Origin of the sequence: Thermophilibacter provencensis (genome assembly GCF_030372065.1) — a bacterium.
GTDB classification, from domain to species: Bacteria; Actinomycetota; Coriobacteriia; order Coriobacteriales; family Atopobiaceae; genus Thermophilibacter; species Thermophilibacter provencensis_A.
The window spans coordinates 133,238-159,595 of sequence record NZ_JAUDEA010000003.1; the positions used below are offsets into that span (position 1 = coordinate 133,238).

At 67.1% G+C, this 26,358-nt stretch carries 25 protein-coding genes and 1 rRNA gene; 3 read left to right on the forward strand and 23 right to left on the reverse strand.

Going from position 1 to position 26,358, the window contains the following annotated elements; genetic code table 11:
• Positions 1-83: 83 nt before the first annotated feature.
• From QUW25_RS03415 to prfA, 19 genes are all read right to left on the reverse strand, one after another.
• A 16S ribosomal RNA gene (locus QUW25_RS03415) occupies positions 84-1,595 on the reverse strand.
• Positions 1,596-1,931: 336 nt separating this feature from the next.
• Positions 1,932-3,335: a phosphoglucomutase gene (locus tag QUW25_RS03420; protein WP_289510829.1), complete on the reverse strand. Its 1,404-nt coding sequence runs from the start codon at positions 3,333-3,335 to the stop codon at positions 1,932-1,934.
• The gene (locus tag QUW25_RS03425; protein ID WP_289510830.1) at positions 3,328-4,233 is read right to left on the reverse strand and encodes a UTP--glucose-1-phosphate uridylyltransferase; all 906 of its coding nucleotides are present in this window, start codon (positions 4,231-4,233) and stop codon (positions 3,328-3,330) included. The genes QUW25_RS03420 and QUW25_RS03425 overlap by 8 nt, the downstream gene beginning before the upstream one ends.
• 653 nt (positions 4,234-4,886) lie before the next feature.
• Positions 4,887-5,312: a metal-dependent transcriptional regulator gene (locus QUW25_RS03430; RefSeq protein WP_289510831.1), complete on the reverse strand. Its 426-nt coding sequence runs from the start codon at positions 5,310-5,312 to the stop codon at positions 4,887-4,889.
• A gap of 26 nt (positions 5,313-5,338) precedes the next feature.
• Positions 5,339-6,619 (reverse strand): UDP-N-acetylglucosamine 1-carboxyvinyltransferase, encoded by a 1,281-nt coding sequence (murA, locus tag QUW25_RS03435; RefSeq protein ID WP_289510832.1) that lies wholly within the window; start codon positions 6,617-6,619, stop codon positions 5,339-5,341.
• A gap of 12 nt (positions 6,620-6,631) precedes the next feature.
• The gene (gene atpC / locus QUW25_RS03440) at positions 6,632-7,066 is read right to left on the reverse strand and encodes an ATP synthase F1 subunit epsilon (RefSeq protein WP_289510833.1); all 435 of its coding nucleotides are present in this window, start codon (positions 7,064-7,066) and stop codon (positions 6,632-6,634) included.
• Positions 7,067-7,069: 3 nt separating this feature from the next.
• Positions 7,070-8,560, reverse strand: a complete 1,491-nt coding sequence (gene atpD, locus QUW25_RS03445) for a F0F1 ATP synthase subunit beta (protein WP_289510834.1) — start codon at positions 8,558-8,560, stop codon at positions 7,070-7,072.
• On the reverse strand, positions 8,560-9,474 hold the full coding sequence (atpG, locus tag QUW25_RS03450; protein WP_289510835.1) for an ATP synthase F1 subunit gamma: 915 nt from the start codon (positions 9,472-9,474) through the stop codon (positions 8,560-8,562). Before atpG ends, atpD begins: the two co-directional genes overlap by 1 nt.
• Positions 9,475-9,479: 5 nt before the next feature.
• Positions 9,480-11,141, reverse strand: a complete 1,662-nt coding sequence (atpA, locus tag QUW25_RS03455) for a F0F1 ATP synthase subunit alpha (protein ID WP_289510836.1) — start codon at positions 11,139-11,141, stop codon at positions 9,480-9,482.
• Positions 11,141-11,617, reverse strand: a complete 477-nt coding sequence (locus QUW25_RS03460) for a F0F1 ATP synthase subunit delta (RefSeq protein ID WP_289510837.1) — start codon at positions 11,615-11,617, stop codon at positions 11,141-11,143. The genes atpA and QUW25_RS03460 overlap by 1 nt, the downstream gene beginning before the upstream one ends.
• Positions 11,604-12,209, reverse strand: a complete 606-nt coding sequence (gene atpF / locus QUW25_RS03465) for a F0F1 ATP synthase subunit B (protein WP_289510838.1) — start codon at positions 12,207-12,209, stop codon at positions 11,604-11,606. Before atpF ends, QUW25_RS03460 begins: the two co-directional genes overlap by 14 nt.
• Positions 12,210-12,240: 31 nt before the next feature.
• On the reverse strand, positions 12,241-12,444 hold the full coding sequence (atpE, locus tag QUW25_RS03470) for an ATP synthase F0 subunit C (protein WP_075278954.1): 204 nt from the start codon (positions 12,442-12,444) through the stop codon (positions 12,241-12,243).
• A 108-nt stretch (positions 12,445-12,552) separates the two neighbouring features.
• A complete protein-coding gene (gene atpB / locus QUW25_RS03475; protein WP_289510839.1) occupies positions 12,553-13,362 on the reverse strand; it encodes a F0F1 ATP synthase subunit A in 810 nt (269 codons plus the stop codon).
• A gap of 21 nt (positions 13,363-13,383) precedes the next feature.
• Positions 13,384-13,674, reverse strand: a complete 291-nt coding sequence (locus QUW25_RS03480) for a hypothetical protein (protein ID WP_289510840.1) — start codon at positions 13,672-13,674, stop codon at positions 13,384-13,386.
• A gap of 292 nt (positions 13,675-13,966) precedes the next feature.
• A complete protein-coding gene (gene upp / locus QUW25_RS03485; RefSeq protein WP_289510841.1) occupies positions 13,967-14,614 on the reverse strand; it encodes a uracil phosphoribosyltransferase in 648 nt (215 codons plus the stop codon).
• Between the two features lie 78 nt (positions 14,615-14,692).
• On the reverse strand, positions 14,693-15,946 hold the full coding sequence (gene glyA / locus QUW25_RS03490) for a serine hydroxymethyltransferase (RefSeq protein WP_289510842.1): 1,254 nt from the start codon (positions 15,944-15,946) through the stop codon (positions 14,693-14,695).
• A gap of 104 nt (positions 15,947-16,050) precedes the next feature.
• Entirely contained in the window at positions 16,051-16,689 is a 639-nt protein-coding gene (locus tag QUW25_RS03495) for an L-threonylcarbamoyladenylate synthase (RefSeq protein WP_289510843.1), read from the reverse strand.
• 2 nt (positions 16,690-16,691) lie between these two features.
• Positions 16,692-17,606 (reverse strand): peptide chain release factor N(5)-glutamine methyltransferase, encoded by a 915-nt coding sequence (gene prmC, locus QUW25_RS03500; RefSeq protein ID WP_289510844.1) that lies wholly within the window; start codon positions 17,604-17,606, stop codon positions 16,692-16,694.
• Between the two features lie 392 nt (positions 17,607-17,998).
• Positions 17,999-19,063: a peptide chain release factor 1 gene (gene prfA, locus QUW25_RS03505; RefSeq protein WP_289510845.1), complete on the reverse strand. Its 1,065-nt coding sequence runs from the start codon at positions 19,061-19,063 to the stop codon at positions 17,999-18,001.
• A gap of 168 nt (positions 19,064-19,231) precedes the next feature.
• On the opposite strand from prfA, the gene QUW25_RS03510 reads away from it, so the two are divergent.
• The gene (locus QUW25_RS03510; RefSeq protein ID WP_289510846.1) at positions 19,232-20,605 is read left to right on the forward strand and encodes a hypothetical protein; all 1,374 of its coding nucleotides are present in this window, start codon (positions 19,232-19,234) and stop codon (positions 20,603-20,605) included.
• Positions 20,606-20,707: 102 nt separating this feature from the next.
• Here QUW25_RS03510 and rpmE read toward each other — a convergent pair whose 3' ends face one another.
• Positions 20,708-21,118, reverse strand: a complete 411-nt coding sequence (gene rpmE, locus QUW25_RS03515; protein WP_289510847.1) for a 50S ribosomal protein L31 — start codon at positions 21,116-21,118, stop codon at positions 20,708-20,710.
• Positions 21,119-21,464: 346 nt separating this feature from the next.
• Between rpmE and QUW25_RS03520 the strand changes: the two genes are divergently transcribed.
• The gene (locus QUW25_RS03520) at positions 21,465-22,250 is read left to right on the forward strand and encodes a type III pantothenate kinase (RefSeq protein WP_289510848.1); all 786 of its coding nucleotides are present in this window, start codon (positions 21,465-21,467) and stop codon (positions 22,248-22,250) included.
• A 152-nt stretch (positions 22,251-22,402) separates the two neighbouring features.
• On the opposite strand, the gene QUW25_RS03525 is transcribed toward QUW25_RS03520, so the two are convergent.
• The 3 genes from QUW25_RS03525 to QUW25_RS03535 form a co-directional block, all read right to left on the reverse strand.
• Positions 22,403-22,927, reverse strand: coding sequence for a hypothetical protein (locus QUW25_RS03525; RefSeq protein WP_289510849.1), 525 nt, complete (start codon positions 22,925-22,927; stop codon positions 22,403-22,405).
• Positions 22,918-24,366, reverse strand: coding sequence for a dihydropteroate synthase (gene folP / locus QUW25_RS03530; RefSeq protein WP_289510850.1), 1,449 nt, complete (start codon positions 24,364-24,366; stop codon positions 22,918-22,920). Before folP ends, QUW25_RS03525 begins: the two co-directional genes overlap by 10 nt.
• A gap of 145 nt (positions 24,367-24,511) precedes the next feature.
• Positions 24,512-25,249, reverse strand: a complete 738-nt coding sequence (locus tag QUW25_RS03535) for an NAD-dependent protein deacylase (protein ID WP_289510851.1) — start codon at positions 25,247-25,249, stop codon at positions 24,512-24,514.
• 153 nt (positions 25,250-25,402) lie between these two features.
• On the opposite strand from QUW25_RS03535, the gene QUW25_RS03540 reads away from it, so the two are divergent.
• Positions 25,403-26,356 (forward strand): patatin-like phospholipase family protein, encoded by a 954-nt coding sequence (locus tag QUW25_RS03540; protein ID WP_289510852.1) that lies wholly within the window; start codon positions 25,403-25,405, stop codon positions 26,354-26,356.
• Positions 26,357-26,358 lie beyond the last annotated feature (2 nt).

Sequence of the window (26,358 nt, forward strand, 5' to 3'; positions counted from 1 at the left end):
GGCGCGGCGAAGACGAGATCCAGCGGAAGAGACGGGTCGTCCGTCATGTGATGTCTTCTTCCGGAAGAGGTGTTTCTCCCTAGAAAGGAGGTGATCCAGCCGCACCTTCCGGTACGGCTACCTTGTTACGACTTCACCCCCCTTACCAACCACACCTTCGGCGCCTCCCTCACGAGGTTGGGCCGACGACTTCGGGTGCAATCGACTCGGGTGGTGTGACGGGCGGTGTGTACAAGGCCCGGGAACATATTCACCGCGGCGTGCTGATCCGCGATTACTAGCAACTCCGACTTCATGGAGGCGGGTTGCAGCCTCCAATCCGAACTGGGACCGGCTTTGGGGATTCGCTCCTGCTCGCGCAGTGGCAGCCCATTGTGCCGGCCATTGTAGCACGTGTGCAGCCCAGGACATAAGGGGCATGATGACTTGACGTCATCCCCACCTTCCTCCGGCTTGACGCCGGCGGTCTCGCATGGGTGCCCGGCCGAACCGCTGGCAACATGCGACGAGGGTTGCGCTCGTTGCGGGACTTAACCCAACATCTCACGACACGAGCTGACGACAGCCATGCACCACCTGTCTAGGCTCCTCTCGGCCACGGCGTTTCCGCCGCTTCACCTAGATGTCAAGCCCTGGTAAGGTTCTTCGCGTTGCTTCGAATTAAGCCACATGCTCCGCTGCTTGTGCGGGCCCCCGTCAATTCCTTTGAGTTTTAGCCTTGCGGCCGTACTCCCCAGGCGGGACACTTAATGCGTTAGCTGCGGCACGGAGGGAGGGTCCCCCCACACCTAGTGTCCATCGTTTACGGCTAGGACTACCAGGGTATCTAATCCTGTTCGCTCCCCTAGCTTTCGCTCCTCAGCGTCAGTTGTGGCCCAGAAGGCCGCCTTCGCCACCGGTGTTCTTCCAAATATCTGCGCATTCCACCGCTACACTTGGAATTCCGCCTTCCCCTACCAAACTCAAGTCCGCCGGTATCGGGAGCGTGCGGGGGTTGAGCCCCCGGATTTGACTCCCGACCTAACGGACCGCCTACGAGCGCTTTACGCCCAATGAATCCGGATAACGCTCGCCCCCTACGTATTACCGCGGCTGCTGGCACGTAGTTAGCCGGGGCTTCTTCTGCAGGTACCGTCACCTCGCGGCCTCGTCCCTGCTGAAAGCGGTTTACAACCCGAAGGCCTTCATCCCGCACGCGGCGTCGCTGCGTCAGGCTTTCGCCCATTGCGCAAGATTCCCCACTGCTGCCTCCCGTAGGAGTCTGGGCCGTGTCTCAGTCCCAATCTGGCTGGTCGGTCTCTCAACCCAGCTACCCATAATCGCCTTGGTGGGCCGTTGCCCCACCAACTAGCTAACAGGCCGCGGGCCCATCCCTCGCCGTCTGGGCTTTCCCGCCTCCCCCATGCGGGGGCTGCGGAGTATCCGGTATTATCCACGGTTTCCCGAGGCTGTCCCGGTGCGAGGGGCAGGTTGCCCACGTGTTACTCAGCCGTTCGCCACTTTATGCACACCCGGAGGTGCTTTAACCGTTCGACTTGCATGTGTTAGGCGCGCCGCCAGCGTTCATCCTGAGCCAGGATCGAACTCTCCGTTCAAATGAGACCGGCTAGAGCCGGTTTCGCGTGAGTTTCGGTCGACCCCGTCTAAGATCCCGCTGATCTCGGATTCAGTGAAATTGACGTTCTGACGTGGTGTCAGATTCGATTTCGCTTAGTCTGTCTTCGTCGATCTTTCGATCGCAGTATCCGGTTCTCAAGGTACTCCCGCGCAGGTCGGAGGCGATGTCCTCGTCGCTGCGCGGGGAATAACTATACGCACTTCGGCCGCCCCTGGGGGCGTGAATCCGCGGGTTCACAATTCCTACATAAACGGGGGCGCCGGCATCCGTTTTCTGGATGCCGGCGCCCATGGCCTTCTCGGCCCTTCCCTATCTATATACCGTTGCGAACGAGGTCGCACGCCTCGGTGATGAGGTCGTCCCTGACCGATGCCGTGGGCGCCTCGGCGTAGACCCTCACGACCGAGCTCGTGCGGGACGGTCGGATGAGCACCCAGGAGTCGTCGTCAAACTGGGCCCTGAGGCCGTCCGCATGAGAGACCTCAACGGGCTCCTTCCCCACCAGGGTGCCGGGGTTGAGGCCTGGGAGCACGTTCCTGAACGCCTGCGTTGCGGCAGGGTCCAGACGAAGGTCGCGGCGTGCGTAGCACATCGTGCCGATCTTCTCCTCGAGCTCCGCCGTCATCTGCGTCAGCGACTTGCCGGAGCGCGCCAGCATCTCCACAGCGAGCAGGCACACGAGCAGGCCATCGCGCTCCCGCAGGTGAACGGGGACGCACACGCCGCCGTACTCCTCGACGCCCATGATCACGTCCGAGTCGAGCGTCTCTCTATAGATGCGATTGAACCCAACGGGGACCGCCGTCGTCTCGCAGCCAAGGCGCTCGGCCTCCCTGCTGATGCAGGCCGAGCACGTGAGCGTGGTCACCACGCGGCCGTGGGCGCCATGCCCCATCACGAGGTTTCCCAGGAGCATGGGCACGAGCACGCGCGCCGGGAGGAGGTTGCCCTTCTCGTCAATCACGGAGGCGCGGTCGCCGTCTCCGTCGAGCAGCAGGCCCATGTCTGCCCCGTGCGCCACCACGGCCTGCTCGCAGGCGTCCGCCCAGGGGTCATGCGGGTCGGGGTGGATGCCGCCGAAGTCCTCGCGGGGCTCGACGTGCATCTCCACGACGTCACAGCCAAGCTCGGTGAGAAGCCCCGCAAGATGCGTGGTCCCCGCGCCGCACATGGCGTCGACGACCACGCGGGGACGACGGGCCGCTATGGGCGCGCGGTCCACGTGCGACGCGAGCTCCGCGAGATAGGGTCCCACGAGGTCGCACTCCTCGAAGGCGCCGAGCTCGCGGGAGGGAGCGAGCGAGATGGCCTGCTCGACCTCGTCGAGGAAGCGGCGCGAGAGGGGCCCGCCGTCCGCACCGCGAACGAGAATCCCGCCGTACTCACAGGAGAGCTCGCTCGCGGTGACAATGACGGCGCCCTGCGCGGCCTCGTCGCGCGAGCAGCACCATGCGACGGCGGGGGTGGGGCACGGGCAGTCGGACACCCTCACCGAAAGGCCGTAGGAAGAGAGGATCCCCGCCACCAGATGGGCAAACCCACGCGCCCCGTGGCGCGTGTCAAAGCCCACGTAGATGGTGGCACCAGGCGCGGCGTCTGCCCACACGAGACCAAGGGCGTCCGCAACGCGAGCAACGCCCTCGTCGTCAAACCCCTCGTCAAAGCGCGCCTTCCAGCCGTCGACGCCAAAGCGGATGATGTCTCCCCTTCTATCCAAGGAGCGCCACGCCCTTCTCGCCAAACTCCTCGCGGAACGCCCCGGCAAAGGCGGGGTCCTGAAGAGCCATGCGGGCGTTGGTGGCAGCCCATGCGGCAGGGGTACCGGTGTCGCAGCCCTCGGAGGGGTCAACGACGAGCGCGTACATCTCCTCCTCGGCAAGCAGGCGCTCCATGGCGTCTGTCAGCTGAATCTCGTTGCCGGCGCCGGGTCCCTGCGTGGCAAGGAGCTCCATGATGCGCGGGGAGAGCAGGTAGCGACCAACGATGAAGAGGTGCGAGGGCGCCTCCTCGGGACGGGGCTTCTCAACGAGGCCGGTGACCTTCCAGACCGCGCCCTCCTGCTCGCCCGTGGCATTGGTGCCGGGAAGGCAGCCCACGCATTCGCCCGCGATGATGCCGTAGCGGCTCACCTGATCGGCGGGGACGGGCGCGACGGCGATGACGGAGGCGCCGCCGTGGGCGCGGGAGACCTCGCCCATGCGGACGCACATCTGACGGTCGGGCACAAAGTAGTCGCCAAGGAGCACGAAGAACGGGTCCTCGTCGATGGCGGGCGCCGCCTGGAGGACGGCGTGGCCAAGGCCGCGCGCCTCGTCCTGATAGACAAAGGACACGGGCAGCGTTGCCGCCTCGTGGATGCGGTCGGCCTCCTTGGCCTTGCCGCGCTCGCGCAGCATGGACTCAAAGTCCTCGTCAACGGAGAAGTACTGCTCGATCTGCGGCTTCTCGTGGGAGTTGATGATGACGACGCCCTCGACGCCCTCGGGCTCGAGCGCCTCCTCGACCACGTACTGGATAACGGGCTTGTCCAGAACCGGCAGGAGCTCCTTGGGGGAGCACTTGGTTGCGGGCAGGAAGCGCGTGCCCAGTCCAGCGGCGGGGATGATTGCCTTCATGGCCTTCCTTTCGGATTGACGTCAGTGCGCCACCGGGATGGACCGGCGGCACAAGAAACATACCCCTTTGGAAGGCCGGCGATTCTTACATACCTGTAAGCGGCCCAATATGCCCGCTCTCCGTCATCTTTGAGTAGAGGGGCCACATCTGCTTCACATGGCGCCGCCGTGTTGGCCCGCCCGCCGGATGCCGAGAAGGCCGGGCTCTCCGCGTTGCCCCTCTCTTGCCGCCGCCGAGAAAATCGGGCATCTGTGCCGCTCGCAGAAGCAGCGTGCCGAGAAAACCGGGCACCTGTGCCGTCGCCCATTTTTGTTGCCGATAAAACCCGACCTCTGTACCAACTTCGCCAATCGCTGCCGAGAAAATCGGTCCTCTGTACCACCCGCCCTGCCCGTGCGCCGAGAATAGCCGCCCTCTGTACCGACAGCGCCTCCGTGAGGGCGCACATGGCGGTACAGAGGGCTGGTTTTCTCGGCACATAGCTCGGGAAACGGTACGGCGGGTCGCATTTCTCGGCGGTGTGTTGTGGCCGCCGGCACAGCCTCGGGCTTTTCTCGGCGCCAATTTGGAAAGGCGGCACAGAAGCCGGGTTTTCTCGGCGGCTGATCACGCGGGCGGTACAGGAGCCGGGTTTTCTCGGCGCGCCGTGGGGCTACTCCGGGACGACGATGCCCTGTCCCTCGAGGTAGCCGATGAGGCGGCTCATGGTGTCCGCGGAGAGGACGTGCTCCATGAGGCAGGCCTCCTCGTCCGCGACCTCGGGCTTGACGCCAAGGTCGCTCTCGAGGAAGAGGCGCAGCGCCCGGTGCGCCCGCCACACGAGGGCGGCGTACTCGCGACCCTCCTCCGTGAGCGTGACGCGACCGTAGCGGCTCTGCGTGACCATGCCGCTCTCCTTGAGCGTGGAGAGCGCCTTGTTGACGCTCGCCTTGGAGACGCCCAGCTGGTCGGCAACGTCAACGGAGCGAACCGTCCCGTCAGCGGAGGCGCCCTCCGTTGAGAGGCGATAGATGGCCTCGAGGTAGTCCTCGCTGGCGCGGCTGAGGGCGTGATCTTCCTGAGAGGTTGTGCCGTTCATGCTCTGCCTCCTCGCTGCGGCGCGTCCTAGAGCTCGTACTCCTCGTCGGGCAGGGTCGTGCGCCTGATGCGGGCGCCGAGGGAGCCGAGCTTCTCGACAAAGCCCTCGTAGCCGCGATCGATGTGATGGATGTCGGACACCGTGGTGATGCCGTCGGCCACGAGGCCCGCCATGACGAGCGCCGCGCCGCCGCGCAGGTCGGGCGACTTCACCTGCGTCCCGGAGAAGCCGTCGACGCCATGGACGATGGCATGGTGCCCCTCGATCTGGATGTTTGCCCCCATGCGAGAGAGCTCGCTCGCGAACATGAAGCGGTTCTCGAAGACGTTCTCGGTGATGATGCAGCTTCCCTTGGCCAGGGCCAGCAGGCACATGGTCTGGGCCTGCATGTCCGTGGGAAAGCCCGGGAACGGGAGCGTCTGGATGTCCGTGGGGAGAAGCGGGCGCTCGCGCCAGACGGTGCAGCTGCGGTGAGCGCGCTCCACGGAGGCGCCCATCTGCTCGAACTTCTTGAGCACGAGCCCAAGGTGCTTGGGGTCAAATCCGGTAACCGTCACGGGTTCCTTGGCCAGGGCGCCGATGGCGAGGAAGGTGCCCGCCTCGATGCGGTCCCCCACTACCTCGTGCGTGACGGGGTGAAGCTCGGAGACACCCTCGACCTCGATGACCGGCGAGCCGGCACCGGAGATCTTGGCGCCCATCTCGTTGAGGAGGTTGGCGAGGTCCACGATCTCAGGCTCGCGCGCGGCGTTGTCGATGGTGGTGGTGCCCTTGGCAAAGACCGAGGCCATCATGAGGTTCTCGGTGGCGCCCACGCTGGCAAACGAGAGGGTGACGGTATCGCCCACCAGGCCGTGCGGGGCGCTGGCGTGGATGTTGCCGTGATCGACCTTGAACTCCACGCCCAGGGCCTCAAGGCCGAGGATGTGCATGTCAATGCTGCGGGCGCCGATGTTGCAGCCGCCCGGCATGGCCACGATCGCGCGGCCAAAGCGCGAGAGGAGCGGGCCGAGAACCGCCGTGGAGGCGCGCATCTGCGCAACGAGGTGATAGGGCGTCTCCCATGAATCAACGGTTGAGGTGTCAATCTTCAGCTCGTGCTCGTTCACAACCTCGATCTGGGCCCCGATGTTCTTGAGAACCTTGCCCATGACGTGGACGTCTGCGATGTTGGGGACGTTCTTGAGGGTCGTCACCCCCGGCGCCATGATCGTTGCCGCCATGAGCTTGAGGGCGGAGTTCTTGGCGCCCTCCACGCGCACCTCGCCCGTGACGCGATGACCGCCCTCTACCTGTATGACGTCCATGAAACCTCCGTGCTAGCGGGTACTCGGCGCGGGATCGCCCGTCGCCTGCTTGAGCAGAAGGTTACACCACCTGACCTTTTTCTCGTAGTAGGCGGCGCGATAGTCGCCGTCCTCCATCTCGTCGAGAAGGTCGAGCGCCTTTTCGCGCGTGCGGCGGACGGTCTCCACGTCGATGTCGTCGGTGCGGCGCGCGTGGTCGGCAAGGATGATGACGCCCTCGCGGTCGATCTCGGCGTAGCCGCCGGAGACCACGACGTCAAACTCGCCGCCGCCGTCCTCGGGCGTGCGCCTGATGCGCACGACGCCGTCGCCCAGCGCCACGACCTCGGGCGCGTGACCGGGCCACACGCCCAGCTCGCCCGCGTAGGTGACGAGCACGAGGTTGGCGACCGCCCCCTCGTAGAGGGAGCGGTCCGGACGGACGATCTGGCAGTTGAGCTCTGCCATGAGCTACTCCTCGGCCTTATCGGCCGCGGGAGCCGCCATGGCGGCGGCGCGACGGCGCACGTCCTCGATAGTGCCGGCAAAGCGGAAGGCCTGCTCGGGCAGGTCGTCGCACTTGCCGTCAACGATCTCGGCAAAGGAGCGCACCGTGTCCTCCACGGTCACGTACGTGCCGGGGTTGCCGGTGAACTTCTCGGCAACGTGGAAGGCCTGCGAGAGGAACTGCTGAATCTTGCGGGCGCGCGCAACGACGTGCTGCTGCTCCTCGGAGAGCTCGTCCATGCCCAGAATGGCGATGATGTCCTGAAGGTCGGAGTACTCCTGGAGCGTCTCCTGGACCGCCATGGCCACGCGGTAGTGCTCCTCGCCCACGATCGAGGGGTCGAGCGCTGAGCTCGAGCTCGCCAGCGGGTCAACGGCCGGGTAGATGCCAAGCTCCGAGATGGAGCGGGAGAGAACCGTCGTGGCGTCGAGGTGGGTGAACGTCGTGGCCGGGGCCGGGTCGGTGAGGTCGTCGGCAGGAACGTAGACGGCCTGGACCGAGGTGATGGAGCCCTCCTTGGTGGAGGTGATGCGCTCCTGGAGCTCGCCCATCTCGGTTGCCAGCGTGGGCTGGTAGCCAACGGCGGACGGCATGCGGCCGAGAAGGGCCGAGACCTCGGAGCCCGCCTGGGAGAAGCGGAAGATGTTGTCGATGAAGAGCAGCACGTCCTGGCCCTGGTCGCGGAAGTACTCCGCGGTGGTGAGGCCGGCCAGGGCCACGCGCATGCGGGCTCCGGGCGGCTCGTTCATCTGGCCGTAGACCAAGCAGGTCTTCTCGATGACGCCGGACTCGGTCATCTCGAGGTAGAGGTCGGTGCCCTCGCGCGTGCGCTCGCCGACGCCGGTGAAGACCGAGGTGCCGCCGTGCTGCTGGGCGAGGTTGTTGATGAGCTCCTGGATGAGGACGGTCTTGCCCACGCCCGCGCCGCCAAAGAGGCCCGTCTTGCCGCCGCGCACATAGGGCTCGAGAAGGTCGATGGCCTTGATGCCGGTCTCGAAGACCTCCGTCTGGGTGGTCAGGTCGTCGAAGGACGGCGCCGGGTGGTGAATCGGGTAGTACTGCACGTCATCGGGCACCTCGCCGCCGTCGACGGGCTGGCCCATAACGTTCCAGACGCGGCCGAGCGTGGAGGGGCCGACGGGCATCATCATGGGATGGCCGGTGTCACGAACCTTGAGGCCGCGGGTGAGGCCGTCGGTCGACGACATGGCGACGGTGCGGACGATGCCGCCCGGCAGCTGCGACTCGACCTCGAGCACGGTGCTCACGCGACCGACGGGCGTGTCGCCCTCCACGACGAGCGCGGTGTAGATGCCGGGCACCTGGCCGTCAAACTTGACGTCGACGACGGGGCCCACGACGCGGACGACGGAGCCCACGCCGACGGTGCGGTTGAGCTTGTTGTACGCCGCCTCCTCGAGGGCGGTGCGCGTCTCGTTGTTCTTCTCTGCCATCAGTTGTCCTCCAATGCGGAAGCGCCGCCGATGATCTCGTTGAGCTCGGTGGTGATGGAGCCCTGGCGGACTCGGTTGTACGTGCGCTCGAGCGTGCCAAGGACCTCCTTGGCGTTGTCGGTCGCGGACTGCATGGCGCGGCGGCGCGCCCCGTGCTCCGCGGCCGCCGAGTCGAGCAGCGCGTGGAAGATGACGGTCCTAAAGTACGCCGGCATGAGCTTGCCCAGAACCTCCTCGGCGGAGGGGTCGAAGGCAAAGTCAGTGTAGGCGTGGCCCTCAACGAGCGAGAGCGCCTCGCGCTCGCGCGGCTTGTTGGGCATCGTGAGCTGCTCCTTGCTGATGGGGAGCAGCTGCTCGACAACCTGCGTCTGCTCGACGCGGTTCTTCGCGTGCCAGTAGTAGAGCACCACGCGGTCGATCTCGCCGGAGGCGTAGCCGCGCATCACGTACGAGGCGATGCGGTCCGCCTGGTCCTGGTTGGGCTCGGACGAGATGCCCACAAAGGACATCGCGGGCGGCATCTTGCGGTACGTGAAGTACTCGGTGGGCTTGCGGCCGCAGGTGATGACCGAGGAGGAGATGCCCTGCGCGCGAAGGCGCTTCATCTCCGCCTCCACGGCGCGCTGCTGGACGATGTTGAAGCCGCCAGCCAGGCCGCGGTCGGAGGCGATGAGGATGAACAGGACGTTTTTCTCCTCGAGGTGCTTCATGAGCAGCGGTTGCTCGGAGCTGAAGCCGGCCTCGGCCACGTTGGCGAGCATGCGCGTGATGGCGTCCTTGTAGGGCTCAGCGAACTCGGCGCGCTCGAGGGCACGGCGGATGCGCGCCGTGGAGATCATCTCCATCGTGCGCGTGATCTGCATCGTGCTCCGGATGGAGCTCATGCGCCGCTGTATCTCGCGAAGGTTGGCCATCTGCTCTACTCCTGGCCCCCAAGCGGCGCGTGGCCGCCCTCGGGGGGCGCCGCGACCGTGGGCTCGGCGGCACGCTCAACGTCCGCCGCGGAACGCTTGTTGGGGTGCTCCGCGAGGAAGCCCTTCTTGAAGCGGGCGATGCGGGCGCGCAGGCGCTTTGAGGTGGCATCGTCGAGCTTGCCCTCCAGAACCGCGTGGCGCAGCTTGGGGCAGTGCCCCGCCATGTACTTGGCGAGCTCGTTTCTGAAAAGCGTCACGTTGGCGAGGTCAATGTCGTCCAGGAAGTCCTCCTTGGCGGCAAAGATGGCAATGACCTGGTCGCAGACGTCAAGCGCCGAGAAGCGCTGCTGCTTGAGCATCTCCATCATGTGCGCGCCATGGTTGAGCTGGTACTGCGTGGTGGAGTCGAGGTCGGAGCCAAACTGCGAGAAGGCCTGCTTCTCACGGTAGCTCGCGAGGTCGAGGCGCAGCGTGCCGGCAACCTGCTTCATGGCGGGGATCTGAGCGGCGCCACCGACGCGGCTCACGGAGATGCCCACGTCAACAGCAGGGCGCTGGCCCTGGAAGAAGAGGTTGGACTGCAGGTAGATCTGGCCGTCGGTGATCGAGATCACGTTCGTCGGGATGTAGGCGGAGACGTCGCCCTCCTGTGTCTCGATGATGGGCAGCGCCGTGAGCGACCCGCCGCCGTTGGCGTCGGAGAGCTTGCAGGCGCGCTCGAGCAGGCGCGAGTGCAGGTAGAAGATGTCACCGGGATAGGCTTCGCGTCCGGGCGGACGGTGCAGCGTGAGCGACATCTGTCGATAGGCAACGGCCTGCTTGGAGAGGTCGTCGTAGACCACGAGGGCGTGGCCGCCGGGATGCTCGGCATCGGCGGGGTTGCCGTGCTCGTCGTTGTACATGAAGTACTCGCCGATGGCGGCGCCGGACATGGGCGCAATGTACTGCATGGAGGCGGAGTCCGCCGCGGTTGCCGCCACGATGACGGTGCGGTCGAGGACGCCGTGCTGGGCGAGGGACTCGCGGATGGCGGCGACCGTCGAGGCCTTCTGACCGATGGCCACGTAGATGCAGATCATGTCGGTGCCGCGCTGGTTGACGATGGTATCGATGGCAATGGCCGTCTTGCCCGTCTTGCGGTCGCCGATGATGAGCTCGCGCTGGCCGCGGCCGATGGGCACCATCGCGTCGATGGCGATGAGGCCCGTCTGCACGGGCTCGCAGACCGGCTTCCTGTCCATGATGCCCGGCGCCTTGAACTCGATGGGGCGGCGGTGCGTGGTGTTGATGGGACCAAGGCCGTCGATGGGCTGGCCGAGCGGGTTCACCACGCGGCCGAGCATGGCGTGACCCACGGGGATGTCGAGGACGCGGCCGGTGGTGCGGCACTCGTCGCCCTCCTTGATCTCCTCGGCCTCGCCAAAGAGCACCGCGCCCACGTCGTCCTGGTCGAGGTTCTGGACCAGGCCGTAGACGTCGAGACCGGTGAGCGAGCTCGTGAACTTGAGCAGCTCGCCGGACATGGCGCTCTTGAGGCCGGAGACGCGGGCGATGCCGTCTGCCACCTCGGTGACGACGGAGGCCTCCTGGCGGTCGACCGTGGCGTTGATCTGCGCGAGCTCCTCGCGCAGCGTGCTCATGATCTTCTCGGAGCTAATCGTTTCCATTACTTCTCCTCGCCTTCGATGAAGGTAGACGAGAGGGTCTTTCTGATGTTGGCGAGCTGGGCGCGAACGGACGCGTCGTAGCGCTTGCCGCGCACCTCGAGCATGATGCCGCCGATGATGGCCGGGTCAACGCGCTCGACGAGGTAGACCGGGGACTTGAGGTCTGCCTCGGCCTTGGAGCGCACCTTGCTCCGGAGGCTGTCGTCCATGGGGACGGCCGTGGTCACCGTGACGGAGACCGTGGTGTCCTGGGCGTCGAGCAGCTCCTTGTAGCGCTTGGCCACCTGGTCGAGCAGACCGAGGTCGTCCTCGCGCTGCATGGCGGCGAGGGTCTCGAGCACCTCGGGCGTGAACTTCCTGGCATGCTGCCACTGCACGAGGTCCGCGTTGGCGCGGCCCTCGGAGTGCGCCGCCTCGAGAAGGGCACGGGTGTAGGCCTCGACCTTCTCGGCCTCCGCGCGCTTACTTCCGCTCATCTGGGGTGCTCACTTCCGCGAGGTACTTCTCGGCAAGCCTGCGCTGCTCGTCCTCGGAGAGGTCGTTTCCAATGATCTTGCTGGCAATCTCCACGGAGAGGTCCACCACCGAGCTCGAGAGCTCGATCATGGCCTTGTGGCGCTCGGAGTCCACGGCGCCGTGGGCCTTGGCGATGATGTCGGCGGCCTCGCGCTGCGCCTTGGCGAGCACCGCGGAGCGGACCTCCTCGGCCTCCTTCTTGGCCTTGGCGACGATGGCGTCGGCCTCGTGGTGAGCCTCGAGGATCTTGGACTCGTAGCTCTTGGCCTCCTCGGCCGCCTTGACCTTGGAGCGCTCGGCGGCGTCGAGGTCGTCCTGAATCTTCTGCTGGCGCTTCTCCATCATCTCGAGGACCGGCGGCCACACGAGCTTGGCCATAACGACGAGGATGATGAGGAAGGCGATGAGCGCGGGGATGAGCTCCGCCGGCTTGGGAATCAGGATGTCCGGGCCGACCGCCGACTCCTCGGCGAGCGCCACGACGGGCGTCGCGAGGGCGACGCCACCGACGATGCCCGCGTGCGCAAGCAGCTTCGTGACAGTGTTCTTCATGCTTGCCTCCACTCGGAAACGTACGACAGCGCTACTTGACGATGAGGCTGACGACGAAGCCGATGAGGGCGAGGGCCTCGACGAACGCCGAGCCGAGGATGAAGACCGTGAAGAGGCGGCCCTGGACCTCAGGCTGACGCGCCATGCCCTGCGCGACGCCACTGGCGGCCAGACCAATGCCGATGCCCGCGCCGATAACGCCGAGACCATAACCAACGACACCGAGAGCTCCCACTGTTCCTCCTTTGACATTCGCCCCGATTGGTTTGTGGGCCGGGACGAGTTTCAAACCAACGTGCTATTCCTCTGCAGGCGGACGCCCGCGAGTTGCCGTTCTTCTCGCCTACTCCTCGTCGGACTCGGCAATCTGGATGTAGACGGCGGAGAGAAGCGCGAAGACGTAGGCCTGGATGGCGGCCACCATGATCTCCACGACGTAGATGACGAGCAGGATGCCGACCCACAGCACCGACGCGCCCGCCTGCACGGCGGTGGCGACCGAGAAGGCCTGGATCATGGGCTCGAAGAAGAGGGACGCCAGGATCGCGAAGGTGCCCATGACCACGTGACCAGCGAAGAGGTTGCAGAAGAGTCGGACGGCGAGCGTGATGAGGCGCAGGATCGTGGAGAAGACCTCGATCAGCCAGACGAGGGCGTTCAGCGGGAACATGACACCCGCCGGGGCCAGGCTCTTGACGTAGCCGAGCGTGCCCTTCTTCTTGATGCCGCAGACGATGAAGTAGACGAACGAGCAGAGCGCGAGCGCGGCGGTGGTGGAGATGGTGCCGGTGCCCGGCTTGCAGCCCGGGATGATGCCCACGATGTTGTTGGCGAGCACCACGAGGAAGGTCGTGGCGATGAACGGGAAGTGGCGCTTCCAGGACTCGCCGAGTAGGCCCTTGCACATGTCGTCGCGAACGAACTCGACGAGGTACTCCATGCCGTTGACGAAGACGCCCTGCGGGACGAGCCCGCGCGCCTGGCGCTTCTTAAAGGCGAACAGCGCCACGAGCATCAAGATGACGGCGACCGCAAACCAGAACGTGTACTGGGTGAGGCCGACGGAGTTGAGGTCTCCGAAGATCGGCTGGGACGTGAAGCTCTTGACGAGCTCGTTTACCTCCTCGCCCAGGCTGTCCAGAGGATTGCCCACGCTATGTCCTTCCCTCTCAACTTACGGGCGAGCGTTGGCCGCCCGCCAGGCCCTTGCCGCCTCCACGACCCAGAGAAGCAGGTAGGAGGCGACCATCGCTATGCCAAACTCCAAGAAGTGCTCGCTCGTGGCCAGGTACACCACAAGAAGCACGACGGTGAGCGTCAGAAAAGAGACGAGCACCGCCGCCATGCCCGCGGCAAGACTCACCGGGACGCGGCCCCTCAGAGCCCGTTCGAACAGCGCGGCTGGCGCAACGCACCCCAAGAGCCCAAAGAGCGCGCCGGAGACGACGGCGACCGGAAGGTCCATGGCCCGCCTCCTTGCTCGGACGGTTGTCAGAGTACGGATACTCTAGACCATCGGCGGGAAACGTCAAGTGGGAGAAATCGAGTCCTCACACGGACATGACACTCTGCAAAAAGGGGACGCGTCTCCCGCCCGGGGGGTTTGGTGACAAAGGTGATGGTGACAAAGGTGACAGGGTAAATTGTCACCATGGAACCCATGGTGACAATTTACCCTGTCACCTTTGTCACCATCACCTTTGTCACCAAACCCCCCGGGCGGGAGACGCGTCCCCTTTTTGCAGTCGTACTTGTCGCTACTTGGTGCCGTAGATGCGGTCACCGGCATCACCGAGGCCGGGCAGGATGTAGGCGCGCTCGTTGAGCTGGCGGTCGAGCGCACAGGTGTAGAGGCGCACCTCGGGGTCAAAGTCGAGCACCGCGCGCACGCCCTCCGGGGACGAGACGATCGTGAGGGCGCGGATGTCGCGCACGCCCGCCTCACGCAGGAACTGAATCGCGGCGGTGAGCGAGCCGCCCGTGGCGAGCATGGGGTCCACGACGAGGCACGTGCGGCTCTCCACGTCGGACGGGAGCTTGCAGTAGTACTGGTGCGGCTCGTGCGTCACGGGGTCGCGATACATGCCCACGTGACCCACGCGCGCGGAGGGGACAAGCTCGAGGATGCCGTCGACCATGCCCATGCCGGCACGAAGAATGGGGATGACGGCGACCTTCTTGCCGGAGAGGCGCCTGCAGACGGCCTTCTCGAGCGGTGTCTCGACCTCAACGTCCTCGAGCGGCAGGTCGCGCGTGGCCTCGTAACCCTCGAGGATGGCGAGCTCATTCACAAGCTCGCGGAACTGCTTGGTCGAGGTGTCCTTGTCGCGCAGGAAGGAGAGCTTGTGCTGCACGAGCGGGTGGTCAATGACGGTGAAGCGCTTGGGGTCGAACTCGTTTGCCATGACTGCTCCTTTGCTCCGCGCGGCGCCGCTTTCAAAAACCTGTCCCAAAAACTCTGTCAGAAAAAACACATCCCCAAATTACAGCTCGGGGTAGAGGGGGTGGACGGCGAGAAGCTCGCGGACCTCCATGCTCACGCGGTCGAGCAGGTCGGGCTTGTCGAGGCCGCCCACGACCTCGCCGATGAGCTCGCCCACACGCTCGCACTCCTGCTCGGAGAAGCCGCGGGTGGTGACGGCGGCAGACCCCACGCGGATGCCGCTCGTGACAAAGGGCGAGCGCTTCTCGCCGGGGATGGTGTTCTTGTTGACGGTGATGCCCACCTCGTCGAGGGCGCGCTCGGCGTCGCGACCGGTGACGTCGCCCGCCGGGGTGAGGTCAACGAGCAGGAGGTGGTTGTCGGTGCCGCCGGAGACCAGCCGCAGGCCGTGCGACTCCATGCCACGTCCGAGGGCGCGGGCGTTGACGAGAATCGCGTCCGCGTAGTCCGCAAAGTCAGGCGCCAGGGCCTCGCCAAAGGCCACGGCCTTGCCCGCGATGACGTGCTCGAGCGGGCCGCCCTGGCTGCCCGGGAAGACGGCAGAGTCGAGCCTCTTGGCCAGCTCGTCATCATTGGAGAGGATGAGGCCGCCGCGCGGGCCGCGCAGCGTCTTGTGCGTGGTGGTAGTCACCACGTCCGCGCAGGGCACCGGCGAGGGGTGGCGCCCCGTGGCAACGAGGCCCGCGATGTGCGCCATGTCCACCATGAGCGCGGCGCCCACGGAGTGTGCAATCTCGGCAAAGCGCTCAAAGTCGATGATGCGCGGGTAGGCGGAGGCACCCGCGATGATGACCTTGGGCTTCTCGGCCTGGGCCTGGGCGGCCACGGCATCGTAGTCTATGCGCTCGGTCTTCTCGTCCACGCCGTAGGAGACCACGTCGTAGAGCTTGCCGGAGAAGTTGGCAGGTGAGCCGTGCGTGAGGTGACCGCCGTTGTCGAGCGCCATGCCCATGATCTTGTCGCCGGGCTGGGCGAGCGCGGAGAGGGCGGCGTAGTTGGCCTGCGCGCCGGAGTGGGGCTGCACGTTGGCGTGCGCGGCGCCGAAGAGCCTGCAGGCGCGCTCGCGGGCGAGGTTCTCGACCTCGTCAACGGCCCAGCAACCACCGTAGTAGCGCTTGCCAGGAAGGCCCTCGGCGTACTTGTTGGTGAGAGGGGACCCCACGGCCTCCATGACGGCCGGGGAAACGAAGTTCTCGGACGCAATGAGCTCGATCGAGGAGCGCTGGCGGCGCAGCTCGTCGGAGATGGCGGAGAAAACCTCGGGGTCGGACGCGCTCAGGTGCTCGTAGGTCATGGAACCTCCTTTGTGCAGAAGCGCACGGCATGCCGGCGCTTGCTGGCGGGCCACACTCAGCGTAGCACGCCGCCGGAAGGCGGGCGCGCCGAGGGGTTGAGGCGTTACCGGCCCGTCACGTCCGCGGCGGAGAGGGCTCCCAGGCGCAGGATGCGCGGCTCTGGCCCCGTGGCGTCAACTATGGTTGAGGGCACGCCCACGGGTGCCGCCCCACCGTCGAGCGTGAGGTCGACGGCGTCCACGATGCCCGGCTCGACGCCGTGACCCGACGTTGCCGCCGGGGCGCCGTGCGTGTTTGCGCTCGTCTGAGCGAGCGGGCAGCCAAGGGCGCGCACCAGGGCCCGGCAGAGCTCGGACTCGGGGACGCGCAGGGCAATCGTCGCCCCGTCGGGAGCGGGCTGCGCGTACTCGGGCGCCACCTCGTCGGAGGCGCGCACCACAAGCGTGAGGGCGCCCGGCCAGTGCGCCTCCGCCAGGCGGAGCGCCCATGCGGGCACGTTGCGCCCATAGCGGAGGAGGTCCGCGGGATCGGCGACAAACCACGGCAGCGTCTGCGCGCGGTCGCGCCGCTTGATCTCAAAGATGCGGCCGTGGGCGGGGTTTCCCGGAACGGCGGCGCAGCAGATTCCGTAGACGGAGTCGGTGGGGACAACGGCCACTCCCCCGTCGCGCAGCACGGCCGCGGCGCGCGCCACGACCTCGGCGGACGGATGGGCCTGATCGACGGTGATGACGGCGCCCATGGCTATACCTCCCTCACGGCAACAAGGATCCGGGGCCGGTGCGTGAGGTCCTCGCGCACCTCGGCGCGCGACCAGCCGCCCTGCTCACGGGCGAGCGCGGCGGCACGCTCGAGCGCGCCCTCAAAGAGCTCGACGGCGAGCATACCGCCCGGCTCGAGCGCGCGCGGGGCAAGCTCGAGCAGGCGACGAAAGACGTCGAGCCCGTCGTCTCCCCCGTCGAGGGCGAGCTCGGGCTCAAAGTCCGCGACCTCGGCGGGCACTTCCTCGCGCAGGACGCGCGTGGGAATGTAGGGCGGATTGGAGACGAGGACGGAGAACGTGCCCATGAGCTCGGGGTCAACGCCCGAGGCGAGGTCGCACTCGATGACGTCGACGGCGTCCTCAAGCCCCAGCGCCTCGCGGTTGCGCAGCGCAAGCGCCACGGCGCGCTCCGAGAGGTCCGTCGCGGTAACGTGCGTTCCGGGGCGCTCGGAGGCAATCGAGAGCGCGATGCAGCCCGTGCCGGTGCCCACTTCGAGCACGCGCACGTTCTTCTCGGCATCCTCTGGCTTCTCGCGCTTCTCGGCCGCCGCGTCCACGCCCTCAAGGGCGGCGTCCACGAGGATCTCTGTCTCGGGGCGCGGAATGAGCACCCCGCGCTCGCACTTGAGCACGATGTGGCGGAAGGGCATCTCGCCCGTCACGTATTGGAGCGGCTCGCCGGCGGCGCGGCGCTCGATCGCGGCGTGCATGGCGGAGAGCTCCCCCGCCTCGAGCGGCTTGTCAAAGTTCACGTAGAGCTCAACGCGCGAGAGCCCCGTCACGTTTGCGAGCAGCCACTCGGCGGAAAGGCGCGGGTGCTCGTCGCCCTTGCGCTCAAGATAGCCGCTCGTCCAGTCGAGCACGCGCTTTATCGTCCAGAGCTCGTCAGCGGCCACGCCGCCCCCTCTCGTCGGGTCCAGGAAACCGCATCATAGCGCATGCGGCCTCAGGGGATGGCGGCATGCGGGGACGAGGCGCCGGAGACGCTGCAGGTCTGTCCAAAAATGCCAGCTTTTGGGTTTTTCTCGCCCGCGCGCTGCAGAGAAGCGCCTCTCGGAGCGTTTTCTCCTGGTTTTGGGCAAAAGGTTTTATGTGTTATACAACGACGCTGTTCAGTTATATGGGCAAGACATGAATTTGATCAGCTAGAAAGGGTTTTGGGCAACAAGTTTGATGGTGAGAAGGACTTCGCATCAAACTTGTTGCCCAAAACCGGCAAAAACGTAACGGGGACGAGAAGCGCGGCGGCATAGAACGCAACGGGGGGCGAGAGGCGCCCGCGAAAGCGCTACACCGCCTGGGCGAGCTTCTCGGCGCGCTCGGCGGCGGCCAGGGCCTCGATCACGCTGGAGAGCGCGTCGCCCAGAAGCACGCCATTGTAGGTGCCGTTGAAGCCGATGCGGTGATCGGTCACGCGGTCCTGCGGCTGGTTGTAGGTGCGGATCTTCTCGGAGCGGTTGCCGTGGCCAATCTGGGAGAGGCGCGCCGCGCCCTGCTCGGCCTGCTGCTTCTCGAGCTCCATCTCGTAGAGGCGGGCGCGCAGCATCTGCATGCAGACCTCGCGGTTCTGGATCTGCGAGCGCTGGTCCTGGGACTGCACCACGGTGTTGGTGGGCAGGTGCGTGATGCGCACGGCGGAGTAGGTGGTGTTGACGCACTGACCACCGGGGCCGGAGGCGCAGTAGGTGTCAATGCGCAGGTCGTTCTGGTCGATTTGGATGTCGATCTCGTCGGCCTCGGGGAGCACCGCCACGGTTGCCGTGGAGGTCTGGATGCGGCCCTGGCTCTCGGTCTTGGGCACGCGCTGGACGCGGTGCACGCCGGACTCGTACTTCATGACGGAGTAGACCTTCTCGCCCGTGACCTTGAACTCGATGGTCTTGAAGCCTCCGGCCTCGCTCGGGGAGGACGAGAGGATCTGGATCTTCCAGCCGCGGCTCTCGCAGAAGCGCTGGTACATCTTGAAGAGGTCGCCGGCAAAGATGGCGGCCTCGTCGCCGCCCACGCCGGCGCGGATCTCAACGATCGTGTCCTTCTCGTCGTTGGGGTCGGCCGGGATGAGCAGGAACTTGATTTCGTCCTCGAGCTCGGGGAGCTTGGCCTCGTTGGCGGAGATGTCCTCCTGGAGCATGGCCTTCTCCTCGGCGTCCGCCTCGTGGAGCATCTCCTTGGCGGCGTCGATGTCATCGAGCGCGCCCAGGTACTCGCGGGCGCGCGCCACGAGCTCGGACTGGCTGGCGTGCTCCTTGGCCAGGCGCGCGTACTCCTTGGGGTCGGAGACCACGGCCGGGTCCATGAGCTTGGCCTCGAGCTCCTCGTAGGCCTTGATGATCTTGGTGAGCTTGTCTCGCATGTTCTCTCCTTGCGGGGCGGGGTCTCGCATTCTCCCACCTTGTTGTCTCAACCTTCACATCATACCCCGTGCGCGGGGCGCGGGGGTCGGACGCTGCGGAGTTGTGGAGGTGGTGAGCGCAAGGGCCCCTTGTGCCAAACTATGCGTAGAGACAAGGGACGGAGGCCCATGGACACGCCCGAGACCGATAAGAGCGCCGGCGAGAAGAGCGCAAGCTCCCCCGAGGAGACCCAGCCCACGGTGCGCCGCGCGCTCGTCGACGAGACGTCCGCGCGGCCAACGACGCAGATGGAGCCCGCGCCGCGCCTGCGCGACGTGACGGGGACCTTTGGCGACTACGTCAGGGGCCGGCGCGAGGCGCTCGCCTCCTTTACGAGGCGCCATCGCGCGGCGACGGTCCTTCTCGCCGTGCTCGCGGTGGTGGCCGTGGCGGCCCTTGCGATTGCGTTTGCCCAGGCAGGGAGGGTCCCGAGCGGGGAGCTCATTGACGCGGACGCCCGAGAGCGCCTCTCCGCGCCCGCGTATTCCGGCGGGACGTTTGGCCACGACGACGCGCTGGTTGCGCGCGTGGTCGACGTGCGCCGCATCTCGCGCTCGGGTTCCGCGAGCGAGGGCGACAACGCGCAGTTTGGCGCCTCGGGCTACGCGAGCGCTGAGGTCGTGGTCTCCTACACCGGCTCGTACGTCAGCGCCGACCAGGGCGCCACGCTCGAGTACGCCCTCCTGGACGGCTCGTGGGTCGACGTTGGCGGGGCGCGCGACGTTGAGGTTGCGTGGCGCGCGAGCGCGGGCGTGGACCAGGAGAAGGTCGTGCGCAACGCCCACCTGCTGCTTAAGCGCGCGGACGAGCAGGGCGTCCCCGAGGGAGAGCAGCCCCTCGCCGAACTCTACGCCAACGCCACGGCGGAGGTCTCAGACGAGCACTTTGACGAGGACGCCCAGACGGACACCCTCACGCTCACCTGCACGCGAGGCGAGGCGTTCTCCTCCTACGCCTGCACCATGACCGTGACCTTTGCGTTTAGGCAAGCGAGCGGGCAGTGGGAGGTGGAGTCGGTCTCCGTTGCGGACGGCGCGCGCGAGCGCAGCCTAGATGCGCTGCTGGGCACCTGGACGGGGACCTTCCAGAGCCAGGACACGGACGGCGAGAAGTGCCTGGCCGCGCGCGATGCCGGCATGACGGTCGTGGTGAGCGAGGCCGGCACCGACGAGATCTCCGGCACCATCTCGGGCGTTGCGCACTACCACGAGCACCCGAACAAGGACGCGACCGACTGCGAGGGCGACCTCGTCCTTGAGGACGTCCCCTTCACCGCCAAGCTCGTGGAGTCGGAGGGCGGCATCCTCGCGTTTGAGGCCAAGCTGCCCGAGGACGTGGACGGGTCCGCCACGCTTGCCCTGAGCTTTGGCACCGAGGACGACCCCTCTGCCGTGACGGCGCGCCTCACGAGCTCCTACCAGCACACCGGCTCGATTCTCTTCTTCCCGGTGGACGAGACGCTCACCTACACCGATCTCTTCTCGCTGAGAAAGAACGCGTAGCCGGCGCGCCCCTCTCAACAAGAGGTGCGACTGAGCCAAACAGAAAGGCGCCCCGTGGCTGGCTTGCCACGGGGCGCCTTGCGCTGCGTGTGAGCGTGCGGGCTACTCGGCCTCGGTGGTCTCGGGCTCGGCAGCGGCCTCCTCGGCGGGGGCGGCAGCGGCCTCGACCTCGGCCTTCTTGGCGTACTCGGCGGCACGCTTGGCCTTCTCGGCAGCCTTGGCCTCCTTGGCGGCCTTCTTGGCAGCGGCCTCCTCAGCAGCCTTGGCGGCGCGGGCGGCCTTGGCCTCCTCGGCCTTCTTGAGCTGGGCGGCAGCGGCGCCGCCAAACTTGTCGGCAAAGCGCTGGACGCGTCCGCCGGTATCGACGAGCTTCTGCTGGCCGGTGTAGAACGGGTGGCACTTGTCGCAGAGGTCGACCGTCATCTCGCTCTTGGTGGAGCGGGTCTTCCAGGTGTTGCCACAGGTGCAGCGGACGGTGCACTCCACGTAGTCGGGGTGGATACCTTGCTTCATGGCAGGACTCCTCTTCTTCGGCCCTGGTTTCCGACCAGGGCAGGGGTTCGTCTTGGTTCCGACCAAGACACAATAGCTGTATGACTATATCAGAAGTGCTGTGGCGCGTCTGTGGAGATTTGCGGGGCGAGGTACTTCTCGCCGCGCGGCGTTAGTCCCCCCCAAACCCGCGTTTCTCGCCCCAAAGCGTGGGCGCGGGAGGGATTAAGCAACCTGAACCCTCTCAAACCCACGTCCGGGCCCGGGAAACAAAGGTATGGGAGGGAACTCGGCGGCGAGCCGGGCGCCGTGGGATAATGGGGCGAGAAGAACGCGCCGCGCTGGGCGGCAGGCCGGGAGGTTCCCCATGTTTCTCGCGATCGACGTTGGCAACACGCAGACCACGCTCGGGCTCTTTGACGAGGCCGGCTCGCTCGTGCGCGGCTGGCGCATGTCCACCACCGCCACGGACACCTCGGACATGCTGCACGCGCGGCTCTTCTCGTTCTTTGCTAAGGACGGGCTCGAGCTGGGGTGCGTGAGCGAGGCGGGCGTGGCGAGCGTGGTCCCGGCGCTCGAGCGCTCCTGGCGGCGCTGCCTCGAGGCGCACCTCGGGCACCGGCCGCTCGTCGTGCGCGCGGGCGAGAGCTACGGCATGGAGGTCGCGATGCCCAACCCGCGCCAGGTGGGGGCGGACCGCATCGCCAACGCCATCGCGGCGCGCTCCACGTACGGGGCGCCGGTCATCGTGGTCGACTTTGGCACGGCCACGAACATCGACGTGGTGGACGCGAGCGGGGCGTACCGCGGTGGCGCCATCTCGCCGGGCCTCATGCTCTCGGCCGGGGCGCTCTTCTCGCGCGCTGCCAAGCTGGCGAGCATCCCCATCGAGGCGCCCGAGCGCGCCCTGGGCGACAGCACCGAGGCCGCGCTGCAGTCCGGCCTGGTCATAGGCGCGGCGGCGCAGGCCGAGGGGCTCGTGGCGCGCATCCGCGCGGAGCTGGGCGCGCCCGGGGCAACCGTGGTGGGCACGGGCGGCCTGGCGCGCACGGTGGCAAAGGCGACCGAGCTCTTTGACGCCATCGACCCCGACCTCACGCTGCGCGGCATCCGCGAGATCTGGCTCTGGGAGCGGGCGGGCGGGCGCGAGTAGCCCGGCGAGCTCTTCTCGGCGGGGGCCGGCATGCTCCCTCCCAAACCCACACTTTTGGGGTCAGAATGTGTGTTTGAAAGGGTTCAGACAGCTTAATCCCTCTCGCCCCAACGTTTTGGGGCGAGAAGCGCAGGTTTGGGAGGGGGCAGCTCTTAGGCGGACACCGGGCGCAGCTCGGCCTGCTCGGGGGCAATCTCCAGCTCCTGCGTGCCGTTCTCGAGGCGCACCGTGGCGCGGCCCCACACGTCAACGCCAGCCAGCTCGCCGCGCGCAATGACGCGACCGGCCCGCACGACCTCGCACGTCTCGCCCATGCCGAGAAGCGCATCAAAGTAGGTGCCCAAAACGGGCGCGAGCGGGCCGGCGGCGGCGCGGCCGGCGGCAACGTCGGCGGCCCAGGCGTCAACGCGGGCGCGCGCGGCCGCCTCAAGCGCGGCGGCATCGAGGTCCTTCTCGCCCTGCGAAACTACGTCGCAGGCCACAAAGACGCCCTCGTCATCGTAGCCGGCGCGGGCGCGCACGTGCGCCAGCGGCTCGCCGGGCGCCCGGAGCACCTCGTACGGCCAGCCCAGGCGCGCATCCAACGACTCCGCCACGCCGAGCGCCACCACAAACGGCACGCCCGTCACGTGGCCCATCGGCACCGCGGGACGGACGGTGAACGACGCTACTCCCATGAGATCTCCCCCAGGTCGGCCGTCACGTGGCCCACGCGCTCGTCGCGCGGCGTCACCGGGACGCCGGCGTGTGCGAGGAAGCGCTCGGGGTCGTGCATGAGGTCCTCCATCGGCACGATTGCGTAGTCGCGCTCCCCAAGGCGGGGGTGCGGCAGCGTGAGGCGGGCGCCGGCATGGGTCTCGCCCTCGAGCCACATGAGGTCGCAGTCGATGATGCGCGGCGCGCTGCCGGGCTTCTTGGGGTCGCGGCCCTTCTCGCGGATGCGGCCGAGCGCGTCCTCGACCTCGATGAGCTTGTCCATGAGCACAAGCGGGTGGAGCTCGGTGCGAATCTCCGCCACGGCGTTGGCCACCGGCGTGGCGATCCCGTAGGCGGGCTCGGTCTCGTAGGCGTGGCTCACACTCACCACGCAGGTGAGCGGGATGTCGTCGATGAGCTGGGCGGCGCGGGCCAGGTTGGCCACGCGGTTGCCCACGTTGGAGCCCAGGGAGACAAAGCCCTGGCGCGGGTCGCGGTGCGAGACCGCCCAATAGGCGTTCACGGCCTGGGAGACGGCGGCGACGTTGTGGACGCGCAGGATGCGGGCACCGCCCTCGATGGCGGAGATGCACACGCCCGCAGTGGCGGCGTCGCGCGCGGCGGCGTCGGCCACGCCCGAGACGGCGCCAACAAAGCGCTTGCGCGAGACGGCGCACATGAGCGGGTAGCCCATCGAGACCATGGAGCGCGTGGCGCGCTGGATGACCACGTCCTCGTCCGCGAGCTTGTCAAAGCCCGCGCCCGGGTCCATGCAGATGCGGTCGCGCGAGACCCCGGCGCGCATGAGGACGCGGGCCTGGTCGCCGAGAAAACCCATGACCTGGCGCATGACCTGGGCCTGGTCGGGCAGGGTAAAGCGGCGCTGGGAGCTAACGGGGTGCTGGATGGCGCTGCCCGTGGGGCGCGACTCGTCGAGAAGGACCTGGCGGCGCGGCGCGCGCGTGCCGAGGCCCTCGTGGCTCCAGTGCATGACGACGCAGCCGCAGTCGGTGTCCGCCGCAACCTGGACCATCTCGGGGTCGGTGAAGCCCGAGACGTCGTTCACGATGGCGGCGCCCAGGCGCACGCACATGCGGGCCACGTCGGCATGGCGGGTGTCAACCGAGACGACGGCGCCCGCCTCCACGAGCGCGCGGACCACGGGGACAACGCGCTCGGCCTCCTCCTGCGCGGAGACGGACTCGTGCCCGGGGCGCGTGGACTCGCCGCCCACGTCTATGATGTCGGCGCCCTCGTCGAGCATCTCAAGGCCGCGCGCGACGGCCTTCTTGTGGTCGAGGTTCACCCCTCCGTCGGAGAAGGAGTCGGGGGTCACGTTGAGGATGCCCATGATCCGCGGGCGCGTGAGCGAGATCTCATGAGACCCGCAGTGCCAGGTGGCGTAGTTCTCTCGAAGCATGGTGTTCCTCCTCGTGGCGGCTTCCTCTCACCCATTGTACCCGGCTCGGCGGCCCGCGCCGCACGGCCCTCAAGCCGTTGAAGATGCCCATCCGCGCCGGCTCCCCCGCATTGCCGTGCGCAAAAAGGGGACGCGTTTTTGCAGCTCACCAATCGAAGGCGGCGGCGATGTCGCAGGCGCAGACGAGGCCGGCGCGGGCGTCCGCGGGGGTGGGGTCGCGGTTGACAACCACGAGCTCATCGCCGCCAAAGTAGTTCACAAGCCCGGCCGCCGGGTACACCACGAGCGACGTGCCGCCAATGACGAGCAGGTCCGCATTTGATATGGCCTCAACGCTGGCGAGAAGGACCCTCTCGCTGAGCTGCTCGCCGTAGAGCACCACGTCCGGCTTCACGAGAGAGCCGCACTTCTCGCACTTGGGGATGCCCGTGGTGGCCATGACCCACTCAGCGGGGTAGACCTCGCCGCAGCGCAGGCAGACGTTGCGGTGGACGGAGCCGTGGAGCTCGTGGACCGTGCGCGAGCCCGCCATCTGGTGCAGACCGTCGATGTTCTGCGTGACCACCGCGGCGAGGTGCCCCTCGCGCTCCAGCTCGGCGAGCTTGAGGTGCGCCTGGTTGGGCCGCGCCGTGAGGCAGATCATGCGCTCGCGATAGAAGTCGTAGAACTCGGCGGTGTGACCGGCAAAGAAGTCGTGCCCGAGCATCTCCTCGGGCGGGTACTTGAACCGCTGATGGTAGAGGCCGTCGGCGCTGCGGAAGTCCGGGATGCCGCTTGCCGTGGAGACACCTGCGCCGCCAAAGAAGACGGCGCTTCTCGCCCTCTCGAAGCGCTCCCTGAGCTCAGCCGCCGCCTCCGCAGGGTCCGTGATCGTACGCGCCATGGAAGCCTCCTCACCCGTTGGCCAATCGTGTGTCACACCCATTCTCGCACCGCTGGTACCATTCACGACGCCTTTCTGGAGAATCCGTCGGGATGGACTCGATCCAGCGCGTTTGGGGAAGAAACAGCTTCATGCACGACGTAAGGAGGCCCCATGACCGCACCGGAGAGCAACGTCTTTGACTGCGCGCTCATCTTTGAGGGCGGCGGGTACCGTGCCGCGTACACCTGTGCCTTTGCCAATGTCCTTCTTGAGCAGGGCATCTACTTTGACTACGTCTGCGGCCTCTCGGCCGGGGCGAGCAACACGGTGAACTACCTCTCGCGCGACCGCAAGCGCGTGCGCGACGCCTTCATGACCGACGGCCCGGCTCGGGGCCTTGTGGGACTGCGCTCGCTGCTTCGTGGGCGCGGCTACTTTGACGCCGACGCACTCTACGAGGGGGCACTGCGCGAGGGGACGCTCGTGTTTGACTGGGAGACGTTTGCCGCCAACCCCGCCCGCCTGCGCATCCAGGCGTTTGAGCGCGACACCGGCCGCACGGTGCGCTTTGGTCGCGAGGACATGACCAGCGACATGCGCATGATCGACCTCGTGCGCGCCAGCTCCACGCTGCCGGGCATGATGAAGCCGCTCGAGGTTGACGGGCGCGTCCTTCTGGACGGCGGCCTGGGCACGGGCGCGGGCATCCCGCTCTGCATGGCTGAGGACGACGGCTTTGACCGCTTTGTCTTTGTGGCCACGCGACCGCGCGGTTACCGCAAGAAGGAGCCCGGCACGCGCGACGCTCAGATGTTCAAGGCCGTTGCCAAGGACCACCCCTACCTGAGAAACGCGCTGCTCACGCGCTGGGAGCGCTATAACACGGCGCTCGACCACGTGGAGGAGCTCGCGGAGGCAGGCAAGGCGCTCGTCATCTACCCGGACGAGATGCCCGTGGAGAACTCCACCGTTGACCCGCACAAGCTCGCCGCCGCCTACGACGCGGGTCACGAGCAGTACGTGCGCGAGCTGCCGCGCCTGCGCGAGTTCCTGTTTGGCGCGCCGGACGCCGGCCCCCAGCCCGCCGACCCCGATCAGGGCACCGGCTACATCACGCTGGGATAACG